The organism is Prevotella sp. S7 MS 2, from assembly GCF_000762865.1.
Taxonomy (GTDB): Bacteria; Bacteroidota; Bacteroidia; order Bacteroidales; family Bacteroidaceae; genus Prevotella.
The window spans coordinates 1-19,527 of sequence record NZ_JRPT01000031.1 but is presented as its reverse complement, the minus strand read 5'-3'; the positions used below and the strand labels follow the sequence as shown (position 1 = coordinate 19,527).

Below are 19,527 nucleotides of genomic sequence, written 5' to 3'. Positions count from 1 at the left end.
TGTTTATTGGTGGGCAGATAGAGCTTTCGCCCACGTAGCCACATACTTTAGATTTTCAAATGGAGTATCGGCCAATACGCCATGTCCAAGGTTGAAAATCCAAGCTCCATGCTTCTCAAAGAACTTCTCATATGTGCCAAGTACAGCCTGAATAGTGTCTAAATCGGCATAGAGTAAGCGTGGGTCTAGATTGCCTTGTAGACCAATAGAAGGATGAAGAAGCCGGCGGGCGGTTTCTAAGGATGTCTGCCAATCAATACTTACAATGTCGCAAATATCGGGAGTGATGAGGGATAAACTTGTTCCGATGCCTTTGGGGAAGAAGATAACACGGCGTCCCATACTGCGGATAGCTTCGGAAATACGTTTTACTGCCGGTAGGAATAGGTCTGCATAGAGTTCTGTAGGAACGAGACCGGCGTGTGTCTCGAAGATCTGGAAAACGTCAATACCGTGTCGAACTTGCTGCCGGGCGTAGTGGATACAAAGCTCGGTGATAACATCTATCAGCTTACGAGTTTCTTCGGGCTGAGTATAGAAGAACTTGATGGCATCGGGAAAACCCGTATGTGAGTTCAAACCTTGCAGCATATAGCAGAGCGTAGTAAGCGGTGCGCCACAGAATCCGATGAGAGGAGTGCCCTGTGTGCGGGGCTCCATGATGCGGTCGATGGCCCGATAAACAAATTCCAATTTCTCCGGTTGGGGTTTTAACAAGGTTGATGGTTTCTCTATAAATGCCAATGGAGTGGGGAATACCGGGCCTTTATCGGTCCATTCCACATCACTCTGCATAGCCATTGGTATCACAAGAATGTCGCTGAAGAGGATAGCAGCATCCACACCTAAATCTTCAACGGGTAATAATGTAACTTTGGCTGCTAACTCCGATTGGGTCATTAGCTCTAAGAAAGAATGGCTTTGTCGCAATTCTTGGTAGCGAGGAAGCACCCGGCCGGCTTGCCGCATGAACCATACGGCGGGTCGATTGGCTTGTTTGCCTTGTACGATGTCGAGGAATGGGTTTGTCATTTCTGTAATTGTATGTTGGTGGCAATGTCACGTGCCTGCTTGATACGATGAGCCATGCCGATACCATTGCGTAGATTTCCGGCGATAATGAGCCCCGGATATTCCGTTTCTATGCGGCCTACTTCTTCAAAACGAGCACCACTCGAAACTTCATATTGTGGAATAGCCTTTGTGTGCCGGAATATATTAATGGTGTCGGGATGGATGTGTGATGGGAACTTGAGCATGTTATGGAAGTAATCTACAACAAGATTTTGTAGCTCATCGTCGCTCATATCGAGCATCTCAGTATGTTTTACCCCACCAATAAAGTAGGTGAACAGGGCTCCGCCTTCGGGTGCACGTCCTTTGAAACAAGCCGATGGAAAGAGGATTCCCAAAACTTTCTTTTGTTCGCGAGAAGGTATCAAACCACCAAATGCTTTGTAATCCAGCCCTTCGGTGTTGCGTACTCCCACACCTACTTCTATAATGGGGGCGTAGTGCAGATTGGTAATACGCTCAAGGCGTTGAGATTCAATGAAAGGTAACATGTTGTTCAGTGCGTATGCTCCGCAAGTTGTAACCACTTTTTGGCATTGATAGATGATGGCTTGGCCTTGTTGACTGGTAAATTTTACTTGCCACTTGTCTTCGAAAGGCTTGATACTTACATCTGTCACGCCCAAAGAGATGTTCTCTGTGCCTATGTAGTCGGCCTCTGCTTGGGGAATTTGTCCTAAACCACCAACAGCAGAGAATACTTCTTTAGTAGCTAATTTGTCTCGGTCATTCTTCGGTTGTTTGGCTTTGGCTATAGCTCCGCGAATAAAACTGCCATACTCTTGTTCCAAATTATAGAGTTTTGGCAGGGCATAGCGTGTGATGAGTTGGTTAGCATCACCGGCATAGACACCCGATATGAATGGGTCTACTGCATAATCGACAAATGATTTTCCTAGTCTACGGGTAGCTAGGCTTGCTACACTTTCGTCGGGATTCTGACCTTTGCGGCGCCATGGCTCACCTAGAATACGGAATTTATCAGTCCATGTGAATAGTGGAGTTGTCAATCCACCTATAGGGCTGGATGGCAAAGCACGGAAACGACTGCCTTTCCAAATCAATCGTTGGTTGGCAACTTTTACGGCCGGTTCGAGTAAACAAGTACCATGCGAAGTCTCTTTAAGCTCGTTCATCAGTTCCTTAACCTCTGGAAATGATATAGCGCCCGTGTTAGGTCCACTCTCCACGATGTAGTCACCCACTCGGTGTGTTTGGATTTGTCCGCCTATTCGTGTCAGCTTTTCTACGACATGTACGCCAAATCCTCTTTGTTTAAGTGTATATGCTGTGGTTAGTCCGGTGAGTCCTGCTCCAATGATGACCACGCCTGTATGCTTGATAGCTTCTTGATTCTGCATGTTGTTAGATTGCTTTGGAGAACGATTTGTTGGATTTCAACATCAGAGGGTCGAGCGATGCCGCTACATTTCTAACCATAGGAGATGCTGCGTCAGTCATCTCTAGATGTAAATCATCGAATCGGATGATACCATCGGCAGCAAATTCTTGTAGTTTCTGCTCGTTGTAAGCAGTGGCAACTTTCAATTGTTCGACACTCGTTTGCACATGATTAGCAATATCTTGCCAGTCAATACGATAGTTACACATCAATGTTTCAATTACTTCGCGAGTCAGTCGCTCCTCGTTTGATAGGGCATAACCTTTCCGAATCGTTAGGTTTCCATGATTAGTCTGCTCTATATATTCAATTATATTCTTTGTGTTTTGAGCGTAAGCACCGTCAAGTTGACTGATTCCTGTGACACCAAAAGCATAAACTTGAGCCGTAGTACGCCGTGTACAATATCCTTGGAAGTTACGGTGTAGCTGATGATTTTGTCGGGCTATGTATAACTCGTCGTCCGGAAGTACGAAATGGTCGAGTCCTACACTCTTGTAACCGGCCTCATGTAGCAGTAGGCTGGCTGTTGTAAAGATACTCTCTTTGACCGAACTTGTGGGTAGCCCCGCTTTTTCTAGGATGAGTTGTTGCTTTTTCAACCATGGCACGTGGGCATAACTGAATGTCACGAGGCGGTCGGGATGAAGTTCAATAGCTCGACGTATGGATTCGGCAAACGAATCGGGCGTCTGTCCCGGTAAGCCGTATAAGAAGTCCATATTGAGCTTAATGCCTGATTGGCGTAAGAGAGCAACCACGTCTTCTATCGGTTCGCACGCCGGTTGGCGATTTACGGTTTTTAGTACAGCTTCGTTAAAGTCCTGTATACCTATGCTCATACGAGTAAAACCGCAATCTATCAATTGTTGCCATTTCTCTAGTGTGAGATACCCCGGATGGCATTCTATGGCAATCTCTGGTTGCTCTATAGTATCGAAATGGGAAAGCAGATGCTCGTTGAGCTTTTTAATCTCTTTCGGTTCAAGGAGCGTTGGCGTACCACCACCATAGTGAATCTGTGAAATCTTGCGATTTGAGTCTAAGTGTGGTAACAATAAGTCAATCTCTTGATGCAACGCATCTACGTAAGCCGACACAACTTCGGGCTTATGCATACAGTACGAGTTGCACGCACAGTAATGACACAAGTGTCTACAAAACGGAATATGAAAGTAGAATGATAGATGCTTGTCGGTTGCTGTATTCGATTTGTTTACAGCATTGAGATAGTCTGCCTCTGTGAAATCTTCAAAATAATTCGCAGGCGGATAACTGGTATATCGTGGTACCGGAACATTATATTTATCGATAATGTCTTGGTTAATGTTTTGTATCTTGTTCGTGCTCATACTATAAAATGCAAAGGTACAAACAAAGTTATACAAAAACAATCCTTATTTGTAAGGAGTAAAGTGGCTAAAAGGCTTATTCTACAGAGCCTTGTTGCGTATCTCTTTTTATAATCCTGTTGCTTGATGAAGCCTTGTCAAGTTGTCTTGCCATATATTTTCTAGTTGCTCCATATCATTAGGTTCTGCAAAATCTGTAATAATAAGCATGTAATGACCGGTCAAATCTGTTCGCTCCATCTTGATTTCTACAAAAGCCTCCAAGTCTTCTTCGTCTTCCCACCGGATACGAATGGCATTGAAATTCTTACAACTAATAAGTTTAGCTTTCCGAATCTCGTGGTGGCTCCATACTTTTCCCCATACGAATGTGATTTCATCTTGGTCTTGTGTGACTTCATCGGCAAGCCAACAAGCCCATCCGTGAACAGTCCCCACTATGTCCCAAATGATGGATGGTGAATTTGAACTCAACAGGTGCTCAATCGTTATTTTCTCTTTCTTCATGTACTTGTTGGGTTGATATAAAACTTGTTCAGCTACAAAAATATAAAAAAATACTGAGGAAAACAATAAAAAAGGAGATTGAAATTTTGTATAATCAAAAAACTTGTATACCTTTGCACCCGCAAACAGCACTTGCTGCGAGTTGTGATGGCGGGATAGCTCAGCTGGTTAGAGCGTCGGATTCATAATCCGGAGGTCGTGGGTTCGGGTCCCACCCCCGCTACAAAGGATAAAATCTTAATAATAAAGGATTTACGAAACTATTCGTAAATCCTTTATTTCGTTTACTACCAACAAGTGGAACATTCATGGAACATTTTGAGTCCAAAAATAGGTGCTTGCAGCATAGTGCAAGGAAATATTTTTCATTACTTTACACTAGCATGAAATAGGTTTCAACAAGCTTTTTCTGCATTTTACCATATCAACATGAAAAATATATTTATGTACTTGGGGCATACTTGGGGCATACTTGTAGGATAGCTAAGGAGTAACTTGAGGGGTATCAAAGAATCAACTTGAGGGCTACTCTTTTATTGCACTTCGTTTTGTAACTTGCAGGTTGACTCTGCGTAGCCCCCATTTTTGTTTGATTTAGCGAGTTTTTTCGGAACTCCATTTTCATTTCTTCCGATAGGGGATATCCCCGATGAACACCATGCAATTTTTAAAATTGCCTTGTGATGGATATAATGTAGAGAAGATACTATCTCTGTTTTCGCGTGCAATTCGGTAGCGTTTGCCCATGAAATATACCTTGTCGTTGGTGCGATAGAGGTTGAGGTGTATATAGGGTTTAGCTGTCTTGTCGTAGCCAAGGATAGAATCCGGGACATCCAGAATAAGAATTCCCTCGGTAAGTCCATCGCCGAGAATGGTTTTGGATAATGTATTGTTGGTGTATCCCCATCCTCGTCCAATGGTGAAAATACGGTTGCCAATAGCTATTGGGCATGTTTGCATGTCGAAGTCGTGGCACTCTAGTATCGTAACTTGTGTATATGGTAGTTCAGATAATCTTGTTCCACTGGGCACTGTGTGGCATGATAATATTACGAATAGCAGTGATAACATGCTTAAAAGGGGTAGTCTTCTATCCATAATCATGGAATTTTATATTATACAATCTTCAGATACCATTGCTTCGATCGCAATATTGTGATGTCATCTCGTTGTGAAAAGTGGATAATCTTGCGCCGTAAGTGGTAGAAGTTGGCAGTCCAATAGGTACCACGGCCAAAGTTTATTTCTGTAGGTGGGCGATGGCCTGTATATTTAATTTGCAAAAACAAACCGTCGAAAGGCCGTGCACAAAAAGCAATATACTCAATGTCACCCCACAAGATGTCTTGTATCTGCTGTTTGATACGTATTTGTATGCCGGCACCCGTGATCATAATATGGTCGTGGCGTGATTGATAATAGTCATATATAAGGTATATAGCTAATGATATGATGACTATCATGAATCCCAAGCTATACCAATCTTTTGCAACTAAGAAGCTAGCAATGCCGGGTATTATCAACAATATCATGGCAAAAAGTATGATACTGAGGGTTGTAAGCGGTCTGATTTTATAACTGTCGTATGTCATAGAAAATCAAATTGTAAAATTAACTACTATAACTGGTCCCTGCTTTTATGCTGATATACCCTCTGTCAGTAGCCATATATTCAATAAGGTTACGAAGCCGGCAAGGCTGTAGAGGAAGGCCGAATTCCACGGTTTGTTGGCGTAACAACCCATGATGCGCTTGGAAGAGAAAGAACTTACTTGTCAAGGTGTAACAGAATGAAACTGTACACTCTGCAATGGCTGCAACTAGAAAAGTTCCTAGAATAGTGTAACAATGAAGAATATCATGAATAGTGATAGTCTTAATGCCGGTCGTTCCAATGCTCTCTTTCATGGATAAACATTAGCTTTATACATTGCAAATATACCTTTTTAGCTTTACGCAAGCAAGTTCTTGCGCCTTAACTTTGTAAATAAGACGCATAATTTGCGGTTTGTTGTGGCATTTCAGCCGCAAAAGTGGATTTTAAGCCTGTTTGTTTCTCATTCTGTGAGCCATTCTATTTTTACAATTTATCCCATGGTTAATAATGGTTAATGGCATTAACTAAGTTTCTGGTTTTATGCTTGCAAAAGCATTTTATCCCTATCTTTGCGCCATTTTATAGAGATATTTTCAAGGATGAAAGCAACAGAAGATAGTAATGCAACCAGACGTTGGAGTCTGATGGGCATGTTTGTCACATTGGGTATTGTTTTCGGCGATATAGGCACTTCGCCCTTGTATGTGATGAAGACGATTATCGGTGTGAATCGACACTACGATACGAGTTATATAGTAGGGGCTGTGTCGTGCATCATCTGGACGCTAACCATGCAGACAACCATTAAATATGTATTGATAGCATTGCGAGCCGATAATAAGGGAGAAGGAGGTATCTTGGCTCTTTATGCTCTTGTGAAGCGCAGCAAGCGTACGTGGCTCTACCTACTAGCTATTGTCGGGGCCAGTACGCTTGTTGCCGACGGTATCATCACCCCTTCTATCACCGTACTTTCGGCTATTGAGGGGCTGGGGGCTCTTCATTCCACGCCACCGATATTGCCTATTAGTATTGCCATTATCACGGTTTTATTCTTCGTTCAGCAATTTGGTACCAACGCCATCGGTAAGTCCTTTGGTTATATCATGTTTTTGTGGTTCTTCATGTTGGGTGTGGTAGGAGTTTGCCAATTGCCCCATCATTGGGCTATCTTGCAAGCGTTCAATCCTTATTATGCGCTCAATCTCTTGGCGCACAATCCCTCTTGGTTCCTCATATTGGGTGCTGTATTTCTTTGTACTACCGGAGCCGAGGCGCTGTATTCTGATTTAGGTCATTGTGGTAAGCGCAATATTACGTGGAGTTGGATGTATGTGAAGTCGATGCTCATACTCAATTATTTGGGACAAGGGGCTTGGCTTATCGCTCATCGTGGAGAGGTTGCTTCCGGGCTCAACCCTTTCTATGCCATCATGCCGCAGAGTTTTCTCGTACCGGCTATCATCATGGCTACGATGGCAGCCGTTATTGCCAGTCAGGCTCTTATCAGTGGGGCGTTCACTATCTTCAGTGAAGCTATGAATCTTAACTTTTGGCCGCGCTTACGTATCAAATATCCCACCCGCCACAAGGGACAGATGTTTGTACCTTGGGTCAATACTTCGCTTTATATACTATGTATCCTTACAATATTGGTATTTCAATCGTCTGAGAATATGGAAGCCGCCTACGGGCTATCTATTACCATAACGATGTTGATGACGACTGTGTTGCTAGTCTATTATCTGTCGATGAGGCAGGTGAATAGACTGCTTATATTCGTATTCGCACTAGTATTCGGAGGTATTGAAGGCTTGTTTTTTATAGCTAATGCCTTTAAATTTTTCCATGGTGGATGGTTCACTATTTTATTGGCCGGCCTTTTCTGCAGCACGATGTTTATATGGTATCATGCAAGTAAGATAAGAACGAAGTATCTCAGCTTCCTGCGTGTCAATCAATATTTTGACATAATCAAGGCTATTAAGGCCGATGAGAGTATTCCGATGTATGCTACTAATCTAGTCTATATCAGTAAAACCTCTGATATAGACTTGGTTGAAGGCAAGGTTATCTATTCTATTATCCACAAAAATCCCAAACGTGCCAAACATTACTGGCTGTTTCATTTTGAGTATGTCGACAGTCCCGATACGCTTACGTACACCTTTACACCGCTAATCCGGGAAACTTTATACCGTGTAGACGTGCAGATTGGTTTTCGAGTACAACCTTATCTCACACTCTATCTACGACAGGTGGTAGAAGATTTGGTTGCCAATGGACAGTTCCAACTGACGAGTGCATATCGCTCTTTGGCTCAGAGAAAGATTGCCGGCGACTTCCGCTTTATCATTATTCATCGCATTTTCTATCCTTTTAGTTCTGATAATTCGCGCGATAATTTTATTATGGGGCTCTATGCGCTCATCAAGCACATCGGCATTAGCGAAGAACGAGCCTTGGGACTTGACACAAGTAGTGTTGTCGTAGAGCGCGTGCCGTTGATTGTTGCACCCCGTATGGGAGGTCGGCGTATCGTTCCTAAAGAATAAACGATGGAATTATAAGGCTTAAATACTCTCTATCAGCAGCCATATATTCAGTATGGTTACGATGGCGGCGAGGCTGTAGAGGAAGGCCGAATTCCACGGCTTGTTGGCGTAACAACCCATGACGCGCTTGGAAGAGGTAAGGCTTACCTGCAAGAATACGGTAAAAGGAAGTTGCACACTCAGCAACATCTGCGAATAGATGAGTCCTTGGAATGGATCGGAGATGAAGAAGATGATGAGCAACGACAGCCCCAGTGAGATACAGATACCTACGACAGAGTGGGTGTCTTGGGCATTGTACGACTCACCAAACATGCCTGCAAAAATACTTCCGGCAGCCATTCCGCTGGTGATGGTACTCGAAATTCCGGCCAGCAGCAGCGCCATGGCGAAGATGTTTCCGGCATTGTTGCCTAACAATGGGGTCAACAGCGATTGGGCTTGTGACAGCTCTTCCACATGGATACCGTGATTGTAGAATGTTGCAGCAGCTAATAATATCATGGCACTGTTGATGCCCCAGCCCACAATCATGGAGAAAAGGGTGTCGAATAGTTCGTATTTCAGTGTCTTCTCTATGTCTGTCTTACCCTTCGTATGTATCTGGCGACTCTGTATCACCTCTGAATGCAGGAATAGATTGTGGGGCATTACCACGGCACCGAGCACACTCATGATGATGAGCAGACTTCCTTCGGGCACGCTAGGCACTACCCATCCCGTGGTAGCAGCAGGCCAATCAATGTCTATTAAGAATATCTCGTAGATGAAAGAGAGTCCAATCATAGATACAAAACCGATGATGGCACGCTCTATATGGCGATAAGAATTGGTGAAAAGCATAATGAGTACGGCCACCACTGTGAGGGTAGAGCCCCACACGATGGGGATTCCAAAGAGCATTTGCAGGGCAATGGCCGAGCCTAATATCTCTGCCATGGAGGTACTGATGCTAGCCAGTACGGCACTGACGATGATGGGGCGACCAATCCATTTGGGTGTGTATTTCTCGGCAGCCTCACTCAAGCAGAGCCCGGTAACGATACCCAAGTGGGCTACGTTGTGCTGTAGAGCGATGAGCATGATGGTAGATAGTGTGACCACCCACAGCAAGGCGTAACCGAAATCGGATCCCGCTGCGAAGTTACTGGCCCAGTTTCCGGGATCGATAAAGCCCACGGTGACGAGCAATCCGGGACCGATGTATTTCAATATGTCCATACCACCGAGGATTCTCGGATGGTCTTGGCGTTTCAGTTCTTTGAATATATTCAGCATAGTCGTTGGTCTAATGTGTTGTGGGGTGCTTTATAGGCCGGCCGGTACTTCTCCGTCGTTGGGGGCAGGCGTGAGTCCGAGCAATTTACAGAGTAGTGGATAGACGTCTACATTGCTAAAGTGGGGGAGTGTAGCATGTGGAAAGTCGGGGCCGGCAGCACGGAATAAGGCGTGCATATCTTGCTCGGCCGGGTCGAAACCGTGTGTACCTCCACCTTTCACCGGTGTGTCTTGCGCCAAATAACCGCCGTCGGGGCAAACTACGATGTCGCCAATGCGCGGATTGGTGCCGTAGTGTAGGTAGGCCGGGACGTCGCCACGTTTCCATACGCGGGCATGGTCAATGTTGCGAAGTGCCTGATAGATGGAGTCGGTGCAACCTTCACGCGCGTATATCATGGCCGGGACGTTGCCTTGGATGCTTTTCACCCACTCTGCTTTTAACCGTGATTTGAGTGGCACTTGGTGTCCCTCGTCCACCCAAGTCATACCATGGTCGGATACAACGATGAAGTTGACGTCGGCCGCGAAAGGCAGTTGTTGTATGCCACGATATATCATTCCCATGAGCGTGTCGGCTTGCATGACCACCTGTCTGGTCTTTTTGCTTTGCGGACCGAAATGGTGACCGTGGGCATCGGGCTGCTCGAAGTAGGCCATGATGAGTTGCGGACGCTCTTTTTCGGGTTTGCGCAACTCGTTGAGCACGCCTTCTACGCGCTCTTCGAAGGTGAGTCTGGGTGCTTTGTCGTATTCCAAAAACCGGTCGGGCAGCATGCCTTTTACCTTTACATCGGACCCCGGCCAATAAAGTATGCTTGTCTTGACACCCTGTTGACGAGCCGTTACCCAAATAGGTTCGCCACCATAGAAATGCGAGTCGAGTTTCGTTGCCTTATTAGCCAGCGAGAAGAAACTGTCAGAAACCTTGTCGAAGAATGTGTTATGCACAATACCATGGTGATCAGGATACAATCCTGTGGCCAGCGTATAGTGGTTGGGGAATGTCTTAGAAGGGAAGGATGGAATCAATCCCGACGTTATACCCTTGGCAGCCAAGGTGTCGAGAGCCGGCGTATCGTACCAATCGGGATAGTCCCAACGGAATCCATCGAGCGAAACAATGACTGTATAGTGCTTCCCTGCCATACTTGTGAGGGCAGTGAGGCATAGAGTTAGTGCAATCAGTAACTTTTTCATATCAGTGGTTGTATATGTTGTAAACGTCTAAAATAACAGTCTCAGGTGAATCTATCTTATGGAGACGGAGTACATTCCGTTTCCTACAGTCACCCTTGAGAGTTGGTAAGCTTATGCAAAGTTAGCCATAAAAAATAAGATAGTACCAATTGTCGCATTCTTTTCTTACATATTCTGCATAGCAGAAGAGGAAGAATCGTAAGAGCGGATACATCGCTTTTTGCAGGAATTCTTGTTTTCTAATAACGCTATACTATTCACTTGTCTTTTAAACTCGTTCACTTGTCTACTCGTTGACTAGTTTATTTTCCTTTTAAAACTGTTTCCTTGTCTACTTGTAACTTGTTTCCTTCTCTTTTAAACTCGTTCACTTGTCTACTCGTAAACTTCTTTACTATCAAACTGCAAGGGCTTCGCAGTTTTACTGCATAGCCTATTCAGAAATGCTGAAAAGTTGAGGCAGTGATGCTGAGAAGCCGCTGCAACAGCCCCACCCCAGCCCAATCGTTTTAGTAGACAAGTCAAAGAGTGAACAAGTAGACAAGATTTTAGGTTGACAAGTAGCTGAGTTTGGGTCTTAGTATTTAAATTTTTGAGTTGATAAGTTATTGGTTGAGTTTGTTAGTTCATGAGTTTTTTAGTTGATAAGTTTTTAAGTCATGGGACAGAAAAGCTTTATTTCTTTCGCCCTCCCCTTTATGGGGAGGGTTGGGGTGTGGCTCCTGTAGAGACAAAAGGTCTTCCATTCGCGTTCCTACGAGTCCTATCATATACTTATGTAGGTATAATTCAATGATAATTATTACTTGTTGAATGTTTGATAAACATTTATATGTATTTGGATTAACTCTCTTTCAGTTTTCTAGTTCCTAATAACTTGAAAGCGATATGGTATGTTAGTAATGTTAAATAAATGTATATTTGGTAAATAATGCAAATATCACTTGCTTTGTGTTTACTTTTTTGGTACCTTTGCATGCCTTTTATAAAGAGGTGTGGACATTGAATTGTAAATCAGGTAGTTAGATTTAAGGTAAAGGGAATGAGACAACTAAAGATACAAAAAAGTATTACCAACCGTTCGAGTGAGGCATTAGATAAATACCTTGTAGAGATTGGACGTGCTCCATTGATTTCTATTGATGAGGAAATTGAGCTGGCACAGAAAATCAAGAAAGGCGGACGTGAAGGTGAACGAGCTAAAGAGAAGTTGGTAACGGCAAACTTGCGTTTCGTGGTTTCTGTTGCCAAGCAGTATCAGCATCAGGGACTTTCGTTGACCGACCTTATTGATGAAGGTAATATCGGACTCGTAAAGGCTGCCGAAAAATTTGATGAGACACGCGGTTTTAAGTTTATTTCGTATGCAGTGTGGTGGATTCGCCAGAGCATTTTGCAGGCTATTGCCGAGCAAAGTCGTATTGTGCGTCTGCCATTGAATCAAGTAGGTTCGCTGAATAAGATTAACCGCGAAATCAATAAGTTTGAGCAGGAGAACCAACGTAAGCCATCTTTGTCGGAGTTAGCAAGTGTAACGAAGATAGAAGAAGAAAAGATAGACCAGAGTCTGATGGCCGATAGTCATCATGTAAGTATTGATGCGCCATTCCAAGATGGCGAAGACAATAGCATGGTAGACGTGATGGCGTCGGGCGATGATAGTCGTACTGACCGTCAAGTAGACCATGAGTCGATGGCGTTGGAGCTGGAATCGGTGTTGAAGAAGGTATTGAAAGATCGTGAAATTACAATTATTCGCGAATGCTTCGGTATTGCTTGTCATGAAAAGGGGCTTGAAGAGATTGGCGATCAGCTTGGTTTGACACGTGAGCGTGTGCGCCAGATTCGTGAAAAGAGTATCGCTAAATTGCGTGATAGCGGTTATGCTCGTATCCTCATGAAATACTTGGGGTAGTGAGAAGTTCTGAGTGAAGAGTGATGAGTTGAAAGTTTTTGCTCTGAAAGATAATGAAAGGCGATTCCAAGATGGAATCGCCTTTATCGTTATACCTTATATAAAAAGCTTAATTTTTCAGTGTTTTCGTACACATCTATCAATGTTTTTCGTAACTTTGCATTCTCATCATTATAATGAATAAATAGATATGGCAGAGACAAGAGAGTTGAAGACCGCGCTTATTTCGGTCTTCCACAAAGACGGTTTGGATGAGTTGCTGGCCAAACTGAATGCAGAAGGTGTGAAATTCCTGTCTACAGGAGGAACTCAAAAGTTTATCGAATCATTGGGATATGAATGTCAGGCTGTGGAGAGTGTGACCTCTTATCCCTCTATTTTGGGTGGACGTGTGAAGACATTGCACCCGAAAGTATTCGGTGGAATACTTGCTCGCCGTGAGAATACAGGTGACTTGGAGCAGATGAAGGAGTATGAGATTCCCTCTATCGACTTGGTTGTCGTAGATCTTTACCCCTTTGAACAGACCGTAGCCAGTGGAGCTTCTGAGGCTAATATCATCGAAAAAATAGATATTGGCGGCATCTCTTTGATTCGTGCCGGTGCAAAGAACTTCAAAGATGTGGTGATTGTGCCTAGCAAAGCAGAGTATGGTATGTTGCTAGATATACTGAATGAGAAGGGAGCCAAGACCGATATAGAAGATCGTAAGATGTTCGCTGAGCGTGCATTTGGTGTAAGTAGCCACTACGATACAGCTATCCACGCTTGGTTTAGTAAGTAAATACACATAAAATATAAATCCGAAACACTATTTCATGGGATTTTTTTCGTTTATACAAGAAATAGCTATGGACCTTGGCACGGCCAATACGATCATCATCAGTGATGATAAGATTGTGGTCGATGAGCCTTCGGTAGTAGCTTTAGATCGCCGCACCGACAAGATGATTGCTGTCGGTGGAAAGGCAAAAATGATGTATGAGAAGACGCACGACAATATTCGTACCATCCGTCCGTTGCGCGATGGTGTGATAGCCGACTTCACTGCGTGTGAGCAAATGATGCGTGGACTCATTAAAATGGTACATACCGGTAGTCGACTTTTCTCTCCGTCGCTGCGTATGGTTATCGGTGTTCCATCAGGTTCTACCGAAGTTGAGTTGCGTGCGGTGCGCGATAGTGCCGAGCATGCTGACGGTCGCGACGTCTATTTAATATTTGAACCGATGGCAGCAGCTATCGGTATAGGTATCGATGTAGAGGCTCCGGAGGGCAATATGATAGTTGATATAGGTGGTGGTAGCACTGAAATCGCTGTGATTTCGCTCGGTGGTATCGTGTCGAACAACTCTATTCGCACAGCCGGTGACGACCTTACGGCCGACATTCAGGAATACATGAGCCGCCAACACAATGTGAAGGTGAGTGAGCGTATGGCCGAACGAATTAAGATTCATGTGGGTTCTGCCCTCACAGATCTAGGCGAAGAGGCTCCCGAAGACTTTATTGTGCATGGCCCGAACCGCATTACGGCACTCCCAATGGAAGTTCCTGTATGCTATCAGGAGATTGCACACTGCCTTGATAAGACTGTAGCGAAGATTGAAAACGCTGTACTCTCGGCCTTGGAGAATACTCCGCCAGAGCTCTATGCCGACATCGTGAAGAACGGTATCTACCTAAGTGGAGGCGGTGCATTGCTTCGCGGGCTCGACAAGCGCTTGACAGATAAGATCAATATTCCGTTCCATATTGCAGAAGACCCATTGCATAGTGTTGCAAAGGGAGCCGGTATTGCATTGAAGAATGTAGACCGCTTCTCTTTCCTTATGCGATAAGAGCGTCGTTGGTAAACTGTTCCTGAGATCGCCTTTCATCACATGCGCAACCTATTAAACTTTTTGGCTAAGAATAACCACTGGTTTCTTTTTGTTTTACTGGAAATAGTAAGCTTTGTATTATTGTTTCAGTTCAACAGTTATCAAGGCAGTGTATGGTTTTCGTCTGCCAATGCCGTATCGGGGAAAGTGTATGAGATGAGTTCGGAGGTGGAATCTTTCTTCTCTCTGACAAAGGTGAATCAGGCGTTAACCAGTCGAAATCTGACTCTGGAACAGCAGGTTAGACTGTTGTCGGAACAGTTGGCTAAGCAGACACAAGACTCTGCTTACTTGCATACAGAGAAACTCCCGACTCTACAAGGATACCGGCTGATACCGGCAAAGGTGGTGAGCAACTCGCTCGATAAGCCCGATAACTTGATGACTATCGACCGTGGTGCAGCCGATGGAGTGCGAAAGGACATGGGCGTCGTATGTGGAACAGGCGTTGTGGGCATCGTTTATATGACGTCGGCCCATTACTCTATCGTCATACCGGTGCTCAATTCGCGGTCGAATATCAGCTGCACCATCAAGAATCGTGGCTATTTCGGTTATCTGCATTGGTCGGGTGGAGCTGCCAATATGGCCAATGTAGATGATATTCCGCGCCATGCTCATTTCAAATTGTTTGAAGATGTGGTGACAAGCGGATATTCTTCGGTGTTCCCACCGGGTATTTTGGTGGGGAAAATTCGCCACGTCTATAACTCTGCTGATGGTCTGTCGTATCGTTTGAAGGTGATTCTGGCGACTGATTTCGGCAATCTACGCGATGTCTGTGTCATTGATAATGCCGCCGTAACAGAGCGTCTTGACGTGATGAGAGCAGCGAAAGACTCCCTCATGGAGAAGAGTAATTGATAGAAAGGAGATGATAGACAGATGAATGTAAGTTTGTTGAAGGGCATGTTTATATTTGTGTTGCTGTTGTTGGCGCAAGTTTTGGTGCTCAATCATGTCCATCTTTTCGGCTTTGCTACGCCACTTCCTTATGTTTATATGGTGTTGCTGTTCCGTCGAGGATACCCTAAATGGGCTATTCTGTTGCTGTGTTTCCTCATGGGATTGGGCATAGATGTGTTCTCAGATACGCCCGGTGTCACCATGGCCTCAATGACATTTCTTGGTCTTTTACAGCCTTATCTGTTGTCAATGTTTATCCAACGTGATGTAGACGACACTTTGGCGCCCTCTTTCTCAACACTTGGTACGGCTAAATTCGTTTACTATACCATTATTTCAGTGACGATTTACTGCTTTGTGTTCTTTACTCTAGAGGCATTCAACTTCTTCAATTGGCAGCTTTGGTTGGCCACCATTGGCGGTAGTATCGTCTTGACGGTCATCTTGGTATTGGTGTTGGAGAACTTGAGAAAGAAATAAATACATTCTTATTTCAAACGATTAGTGAAGGATTACGATCTTGAAAAGCGACAAACAGTTATTGCCGGGGTGGCCATCACCATTGTGGTCATCTACATTATCCGTTTGTTTACGCTCCAATTATTGAGCGATGACTTCAAGAAGAATGCCGATAGCAATGCCTTCTTAAAAAAGATTGAATACCCGTCGCGGGGTATTATAACCGATCGTCATGGCAAGTTGATGGTTTATAATCAACCAGCTTACGACATCATGGTGGTAGAAAATGAGGCTCGCGACAAGATCGATACCACCGAGTTTTGCGAAGCTTTGGGCATTACCAAGGAATTTTTCGTGAAGCGAATGGAGGATATTAAAGACCGAAGTAAGAATCCCGGTTACTCCAGATTTACCCAGCAACTCTTTCTTAGTCAACTTTCCGACCGCGAGTTTAGCGTGTTCCAAGAGAAGATATTCCGTTTCCCCGGCTTCTATGTACAAAAACGTAGCATCCGGCAATACCAATATCCTTATGCAGCACACGTATTGGGAGATGTGGGAGAAGTCGGTGAGAGCGACATAGAGAAAGACGATTACTACCAAGCAGGCGACTATATAGGCAAGTTAGGAGTCGAACGTTCATACGAACAACAGCTCCGTGGTGTGAAAGGAGTGCAGGTGTTACTGCGCGATGCACACGGTCGTATCCAAGGAAAATATCAAGATGGGAAGTACGATCAGCGTCCGGTGGCCGGTAAAGACCTTACATTGAGTCTTGATTTAAAGCTTCAGGCTTTAGGCGAACGGTTGCTACAAGGTAAGATAGGAAGCATTGTGGCCATCGAACCGTCTACGGGTGAAGTATTATGTATGGTTTCATCGCCTACCTATGATCCTCGTTTGCTCGTCGGACGGAAGCGTGGTAAGTATCACAGGGTACTTTCCGCAAATATTTGGAAACCCTTGCTGAATCGTTCAATCATGGGACAATATCCCCCCGGTTCGACGTTTAAGACTACGCAGGCACTCACTTATATGACAGAGAAAATCATCACTCCGAGTACCATGTTCCCTTGTCATCATGGCTTTTACTACCGAGGTCTGCACGTAGGATGCCACGGTCACGCCTCTCCTTTGAATCTTGTTGAGGCTCTAAGTACCTCTTGTAATGCCTATTTCTGTTGGGGATTATACTACATGATGAGCAATCGGGCGAAGTATAAGAATGTACAAGAGGCCATGAACTTATGGCGTGATTACATGGTGAGCATGGGATTTGGCTATAAACTAGGCATCGACTTACCCGGAGAGAAACGTGGTTTGATTCCTAATGCGTCGTTCTACGACAACGCTTACCGTGGTTCGTGGAATGGACTTACCGTTATTAGTATCTCCATCGGGCAAGGTGAGGTGAATCTGACGCCTCTTCAGATTGCCAATCTAGGTGCTACCATTGCCAATCGTGGATATTATTATGTTCCCCATATCGTACGTAAGGTACAAGGCGAGCCTTTGGATACCTTGTACACACGTCGACATTACACCAAGGCCAACCGCCGGGCGTACGACTATGTGGTCGCCGGTATGCGCTCATCTGTTATCAAAGGAACGTGTAAGGCAGCCAACCGAGCCGACTATCTAGTCTGTGGTAAGACCGGTACAGCCCAAAACCGCGGTCAAGACCACTCCGTTTTCATGGGATTTGCACCAATGGATGAACCAAAGATAGCCATTGCCGTATATGTAGAGAATGGTGGTTTCGGTGCCGACTATGGTGTACCAATTGGCTCACTCATGATGGAACAATATATAAAAGGTAAACTCTCGGAAGCCTCGGAGAAGAAAGCAGCCGACTTCCAAAGACGAAGAATCGCTTATGGCTCAAGGAATAGGTAGACAACCTAGCGTGTTACGTTCGCTCGACTGGTGGACGATAGGCATCTATATTGCTTTGCTCATCTTCGGATGGGTGAGTGTTTGCGGTGCCGGCTACACCTATGGCGACAACAATATCTTCAGTATGGACAGCCGTTCAGGTATGCAAATCATTTGGATTGCTACTTCCATCGTACTTGGCTTTGTGCTGTTGATGATGGACGACCGAGTTTATGATACTTTCTCCTACGTCATCTACGCGGCTTTACTGTTGCTTTTGTTCGTCACTATCTTTAATCCTCATCAGATTAAAGGCTCTCGATCGTGGCTCGTATTAGGACCTTTGCGATTGCAACCTGCCGAGTTTGCCAAGTTTGCCACGGCTCTAGCCGTGTCTAAACTCATGAGTACTTACGGCTTCAACATCCATCAATGGAAGCATTTTGCTGCGGCTTGTGGTATCGTTTTGCTTCCGATGCTTTTTATTATTGGCCAGCGTGAGACCGGTTCGGCATTGGTTTACCTCTCTTTCTTCCTCATGTTTTATCGCGAAGGAATGCCGGGTAGCGTGCTGTTTACAGGCGTTGCCATGGTCGTTTATTTCGTGGTTGGCATCAAATTCGAGAATGTCATGCTCCTCGGTACGCCAACCTCTATCGGCAAATTCGTTGTGTTGCTGTTGGTACAGATATGTACGGCCTTCATGGTCAATATCTATTGTCGAGAGAAAAAGCAATTCTTGTACATTCTTGCCGGTTGTCTTGGTACGACGTTGGTATTCTTCTTGTTCTCCGAGTATGTGATACCTTTCGATATAGTATGGGTACAACTCATCGTATCGGTGGCTCTTGTGCTCTATTTACTCTACATGTGGTTGCGCACACGTTTCCCCTCTTACTTTTTTATCTTAGCTTTCGCCGTAGGTTCCATCGTCTTTTTCTATTCGGCCGATTACGTGCTGAACAATGTGATGGAGCCACACCAACGTGTTCGTATCAACGTGTTGTTGGGATTGGATGAGGACTTGGCCGGTGCAGGATACAATGTGCATCAGAGCGAAATAGCCATCGGATCCGGTGGATTGCGCGGCAAAGGATTCTTAAATGGTACACAGACGAAACTTAAATTTGTGCCCGAACAAGACACCGACTTTATCTTTTGCACAGTAGGAGAGGAAGAAGGATTCGTAGGTTCGGCTGGAGTGCTGCTCTTATTCTTGGCTTTGATACTCCGATTAATCAAACTTGCCGAGCGGCAACCATTCAAGTTTGGTCGTATTTATGGCTATTGTGTGTTGAGTATTTTCTTATTCCACGTGTTTATCAATGTAGGAATGGTGCTTGGATTGACCCCTGTTATCGGTATTCCGCTGCCATTCTTCAGTTATGGGGGGTCTTCGTTGTGGGGCTTTACCCTTCTTCTTTTTATCTTCTTGAGGATAGACGCCGGGCGTAATTTGGTACGTACATAGCATGTTAATGGCTTCATGCTTTTATAAAATCCATGACTTTTGTTTTTAAA

General features: G+C 44.6%; 16 protein-coding genes, 1 tRNA gene and 1 pseudogene. 9 read left to right on the top strand and 9 right to left on the bottom strand.

The window, feature by feature from the left end; all coding sequences use genetic code 11:
• Positions 1 to 3: 3 nt before the first annotated feature.
• From hemE to HMPREF0671_RS12025, 4 genes are all read right to left on the bottom strand, one after another.
• Positions 4 to 1,032: a uroporphyrinogen decarboxylase gene (hemE, locus tag HMPREF0671_RS06610; RefSeq protein ID WP_036898413.1), complete on the bottom strand. Its 1,029-nt coding sequence runs from the start codon at positions 1,030 to 1,032 to the stop codon at positions 4 to 6.
• The gene (gene hemG, locus HMPREF0671_RS06605; RefSeq protein ID WP_036898411.1) at positions 1,029 to 2,435 is read right to left on the bottom strand and encodes a protoporphyrinogen oxidase; all 1,407 of its coding nucleotides are present in this window, start codon (positions 2,433 to 2,435) and stop codon (positions 1,029 to 1,031) included. The genes hemE and hemG overlap by 4 nt, the downstream gene beginning before the upstream one ends.
• 4 nt (positions 2,436 to 2,439) lie before the next feature.
• The gene (hemN, locus tag HMPREF0671_RS06600) at positions 2,440 to 3,804 is read right to left on the bottom strand and encodes an oxygen-independent coproporphyrinogen III oxidase (RefSeq protein ID WP_036898458.1); all 1,365 of its coding nucleotides are present in this window, start codon (positions 3,802 to 3,804) and stop codon (positions 2,440 to 2,442) included.
• A gap of 132 nt (positions 3,805 to 3,936) precedes the next feature.
• Positions 3,937 to 4,335: an START-like domain-containing protein gene (locus HMPREF0671_RS12025; protein ID WP_036898456.1), complete on the bottom strand. Its 399-nt coding sequence runs from the start codon at positions 4,333 to 4,335 to the stop codon at positions 3,937 to 3,939.
• Between the two features lie 149 nt (positions 4,336 to 4,484).
• On the opposite strand from HMPREF0671_RS12025, the gene HMPREF0671_RS06590 reads away from it, so the two are divergent.
• Positions 4,485 to 4,558 (top strand) — tRNA-Met (locus HMPREF0671_RS06590).
• Between the two features lie 398 nt (positions 4,559 to 4,956).
• Here the strand turns inward: HMPREF0671_RS06590 and HMPREF0671_RS06585 are convergent.
• The 3 genes and pseudogenes from HMPREF0671_RS06585 to HMPREF0671_RS12690 all read right to left on the bottom strand — a co-directional run.
• On the bottom strand, positions 4,957 to 5,436 hold the full coding sequence (locus tag HMPREF0671_RS06585) for a hypothetical protein (protein WP_156431065.1): 480 nt from the start codon (positions 5,434 to 5,436) through the stop codon (positions 4,957 to 4,959).
• A 17-nt stretch (positions 5,437 to 5,453) separates the two neighbouring features.
• Positions 5,454 to 5,930: a hypothetical protein gene (locus HMPREF0671_RS06580; protein ID WP_036898405.1), complete on the bottom strand. Its 477-nt coding sequence runs from the start codon at positions 5,928 to 5,930 to the stop codon at positions 5,454 to 5,456.
• A 45-nt stretch (positions 5,931 to 5,975) separates the two neighbouring features.
• A pseudogene (locus HMPREF0671_RS12690) lies at positions 5,976 to 6,113 on the bottom strand (divalent metal cation transporter); the annotation flags it as partial.
• Between the two features lie 421 nt (positions 6,114 to 6,534).
• On the opposite strand from HMPREF0671_RS12690, the gene HMPREF0671_RS06570 reads away from it, so the two are divergent.
• On the top strand, positions 6,535 to 8,490 hold the full coding sequence (locus tag HMPREF0671_RS06570; RefSeq protein WP_036898395.1) for a KUP/HAK/KT family potassium transporter: 1,956 nt from the start codon (positions 6,535 to 6,537) through the stop codon (positions 8,488 to 8,490).
• Between the two features lie 18 nt (positions 8,491 to 8,508).
• Here the strand turns inward: HMPREF0671_RS06570 and HMPREF0671_RS06565 are convergent, their stop codons facing one another.
• Together HMPREF0671_RS06565 and HMPREF0671_RS06560 are read right to left on the bottom strand one after the other, a co-directional pair.
• Complete coding sequence (locus HMPREF0671_RS06565; protein WP_036898391.1) at positions 8,509 to 9,768, bottom strand: Nramp family divalent metal transporter; 1,260 nt, start codon at positions 9,766 to 9,768, stop codon at positions 8,509 to 8,511.
• A 30-nt stretch (positions 9,769 to 9,798) separates the two neighbouring features.
• Positions 9,799 to 10,968, bottom strand: coding sequence for an ectonucleotide pyrophosphatase/phosphodiesterase (locus tag HMPREF0671_RS06560; protein ID WP_036898388.1), 1,170 nt, complete (start codon positions 10,966 to 10,968; stop codon positions 9,799 to 9,801).
• Positions 10,969 to 12,010: 1,042 nt separating this feature from the next.
• Between HMPREF0671_RS06560 and HMPREF0671_RS06555 the strand changes: the two genes are divergently transcribed.
• The 7 genes from HMPREF0671_RS06555 (at position 12,011) to rodA (ending at position 19,477) form a co-directional block, all read left to right on the top strand.
• Positions 12,011 to 12,883: an RNA polymerase sigma factor RpoD/SigA gene (locus tag HMPREF0671_RS06555; RefSeq protein ID WP_036898386.1), complete on the top strand. Its 873-nt coding sequence runs from the start codon at positions 12,011 to 12,013 to the stop codon at positions 12,881 to 12,883.
• Between the two features lie 190 nt (positions 12,884 to 13,073).
• Entirely contained in the window at positions 13,074 to 13,667 is a 594-nt protein-coding gene (locus tag HMPREF0671_RS06550) for an IMP cyclohydrolase (RefSeq protein ID WP_036898384.1), read from the top strand.
• A 34-nt stretch (positions 13,668 to 13,701) separates the two neighbouring features.
• Positions 13,702 to 14,724: a rod shape-determining protein gene (locus HMPREF0671_RS06545; RefSeq protein WP_036898380.1), complete on the top strand. Its 1,023-nt coding sequence runs from the start codon at positions 13,702 to 13,704 to the stop codon at positions 14,722 to 14,724.
• Between the two features lie 42 nt (positions 14,725 to 14,766).
• The gene (gene mreC, locus HMPREF0671_RS06540; RefSeq protein WP_036898378.1) at positions 14,767 to 15,630 is read left to right on the top strand and encodes a rod shape-determining protein MreC; all 864 of its coding nucleotides are present in this window, start codon (positions 14,767 to 14,769) and stop codon (positions 15,628 to 15,630) included.
• Between the two features lie 21 nt (positions 15,631 to 15,651).
• Positions 15,652 to 16,152 carry a rod shape-determining protein MreD gene (mreD, locus tag HMPREF0671_RS06535; RefSeq protein WP_036898375.1) on the top strand — a complete coding sequence of 167 codons (501 nt, stop codon included), beginning with the start codon at positions 15,652 to 15,654 and terminating at the stop codon, positions 16,150 to 16,152.
• A gap of 24 nt (positions 16,153 to 16,176) precedes the next feature.
• Positions 16,177 to 18,027: a penicillin-binding protein 2 gene (mrdA, locus tag HMPREF0671_RS06530; RefSeq protein WP_036898372.1), complete on the top strand. Its 1,851-nt coding sequence runs from the start codon at positions 16,177 to 16,179 to the stop codon at positions 18,025 to 18,027.
• Positions 18,008 to 19,477, top strand: a complete 1,470-nt coding sequence (gene rodA, locus HMPREF0671_RS06525; RefSeq protein WP_036898369.1) for a rod shape-determining protein RodA — start codon at positions 18,008 to 18,010, stop codon at positions 19,475 to 19,477. Before mrdA ends, rodA begins: the two co-directional genes overlap by 20 nt.
• The last annotated feature ends 50 nt before the right edge of the window (positions 19,478 to 19,527 follow it).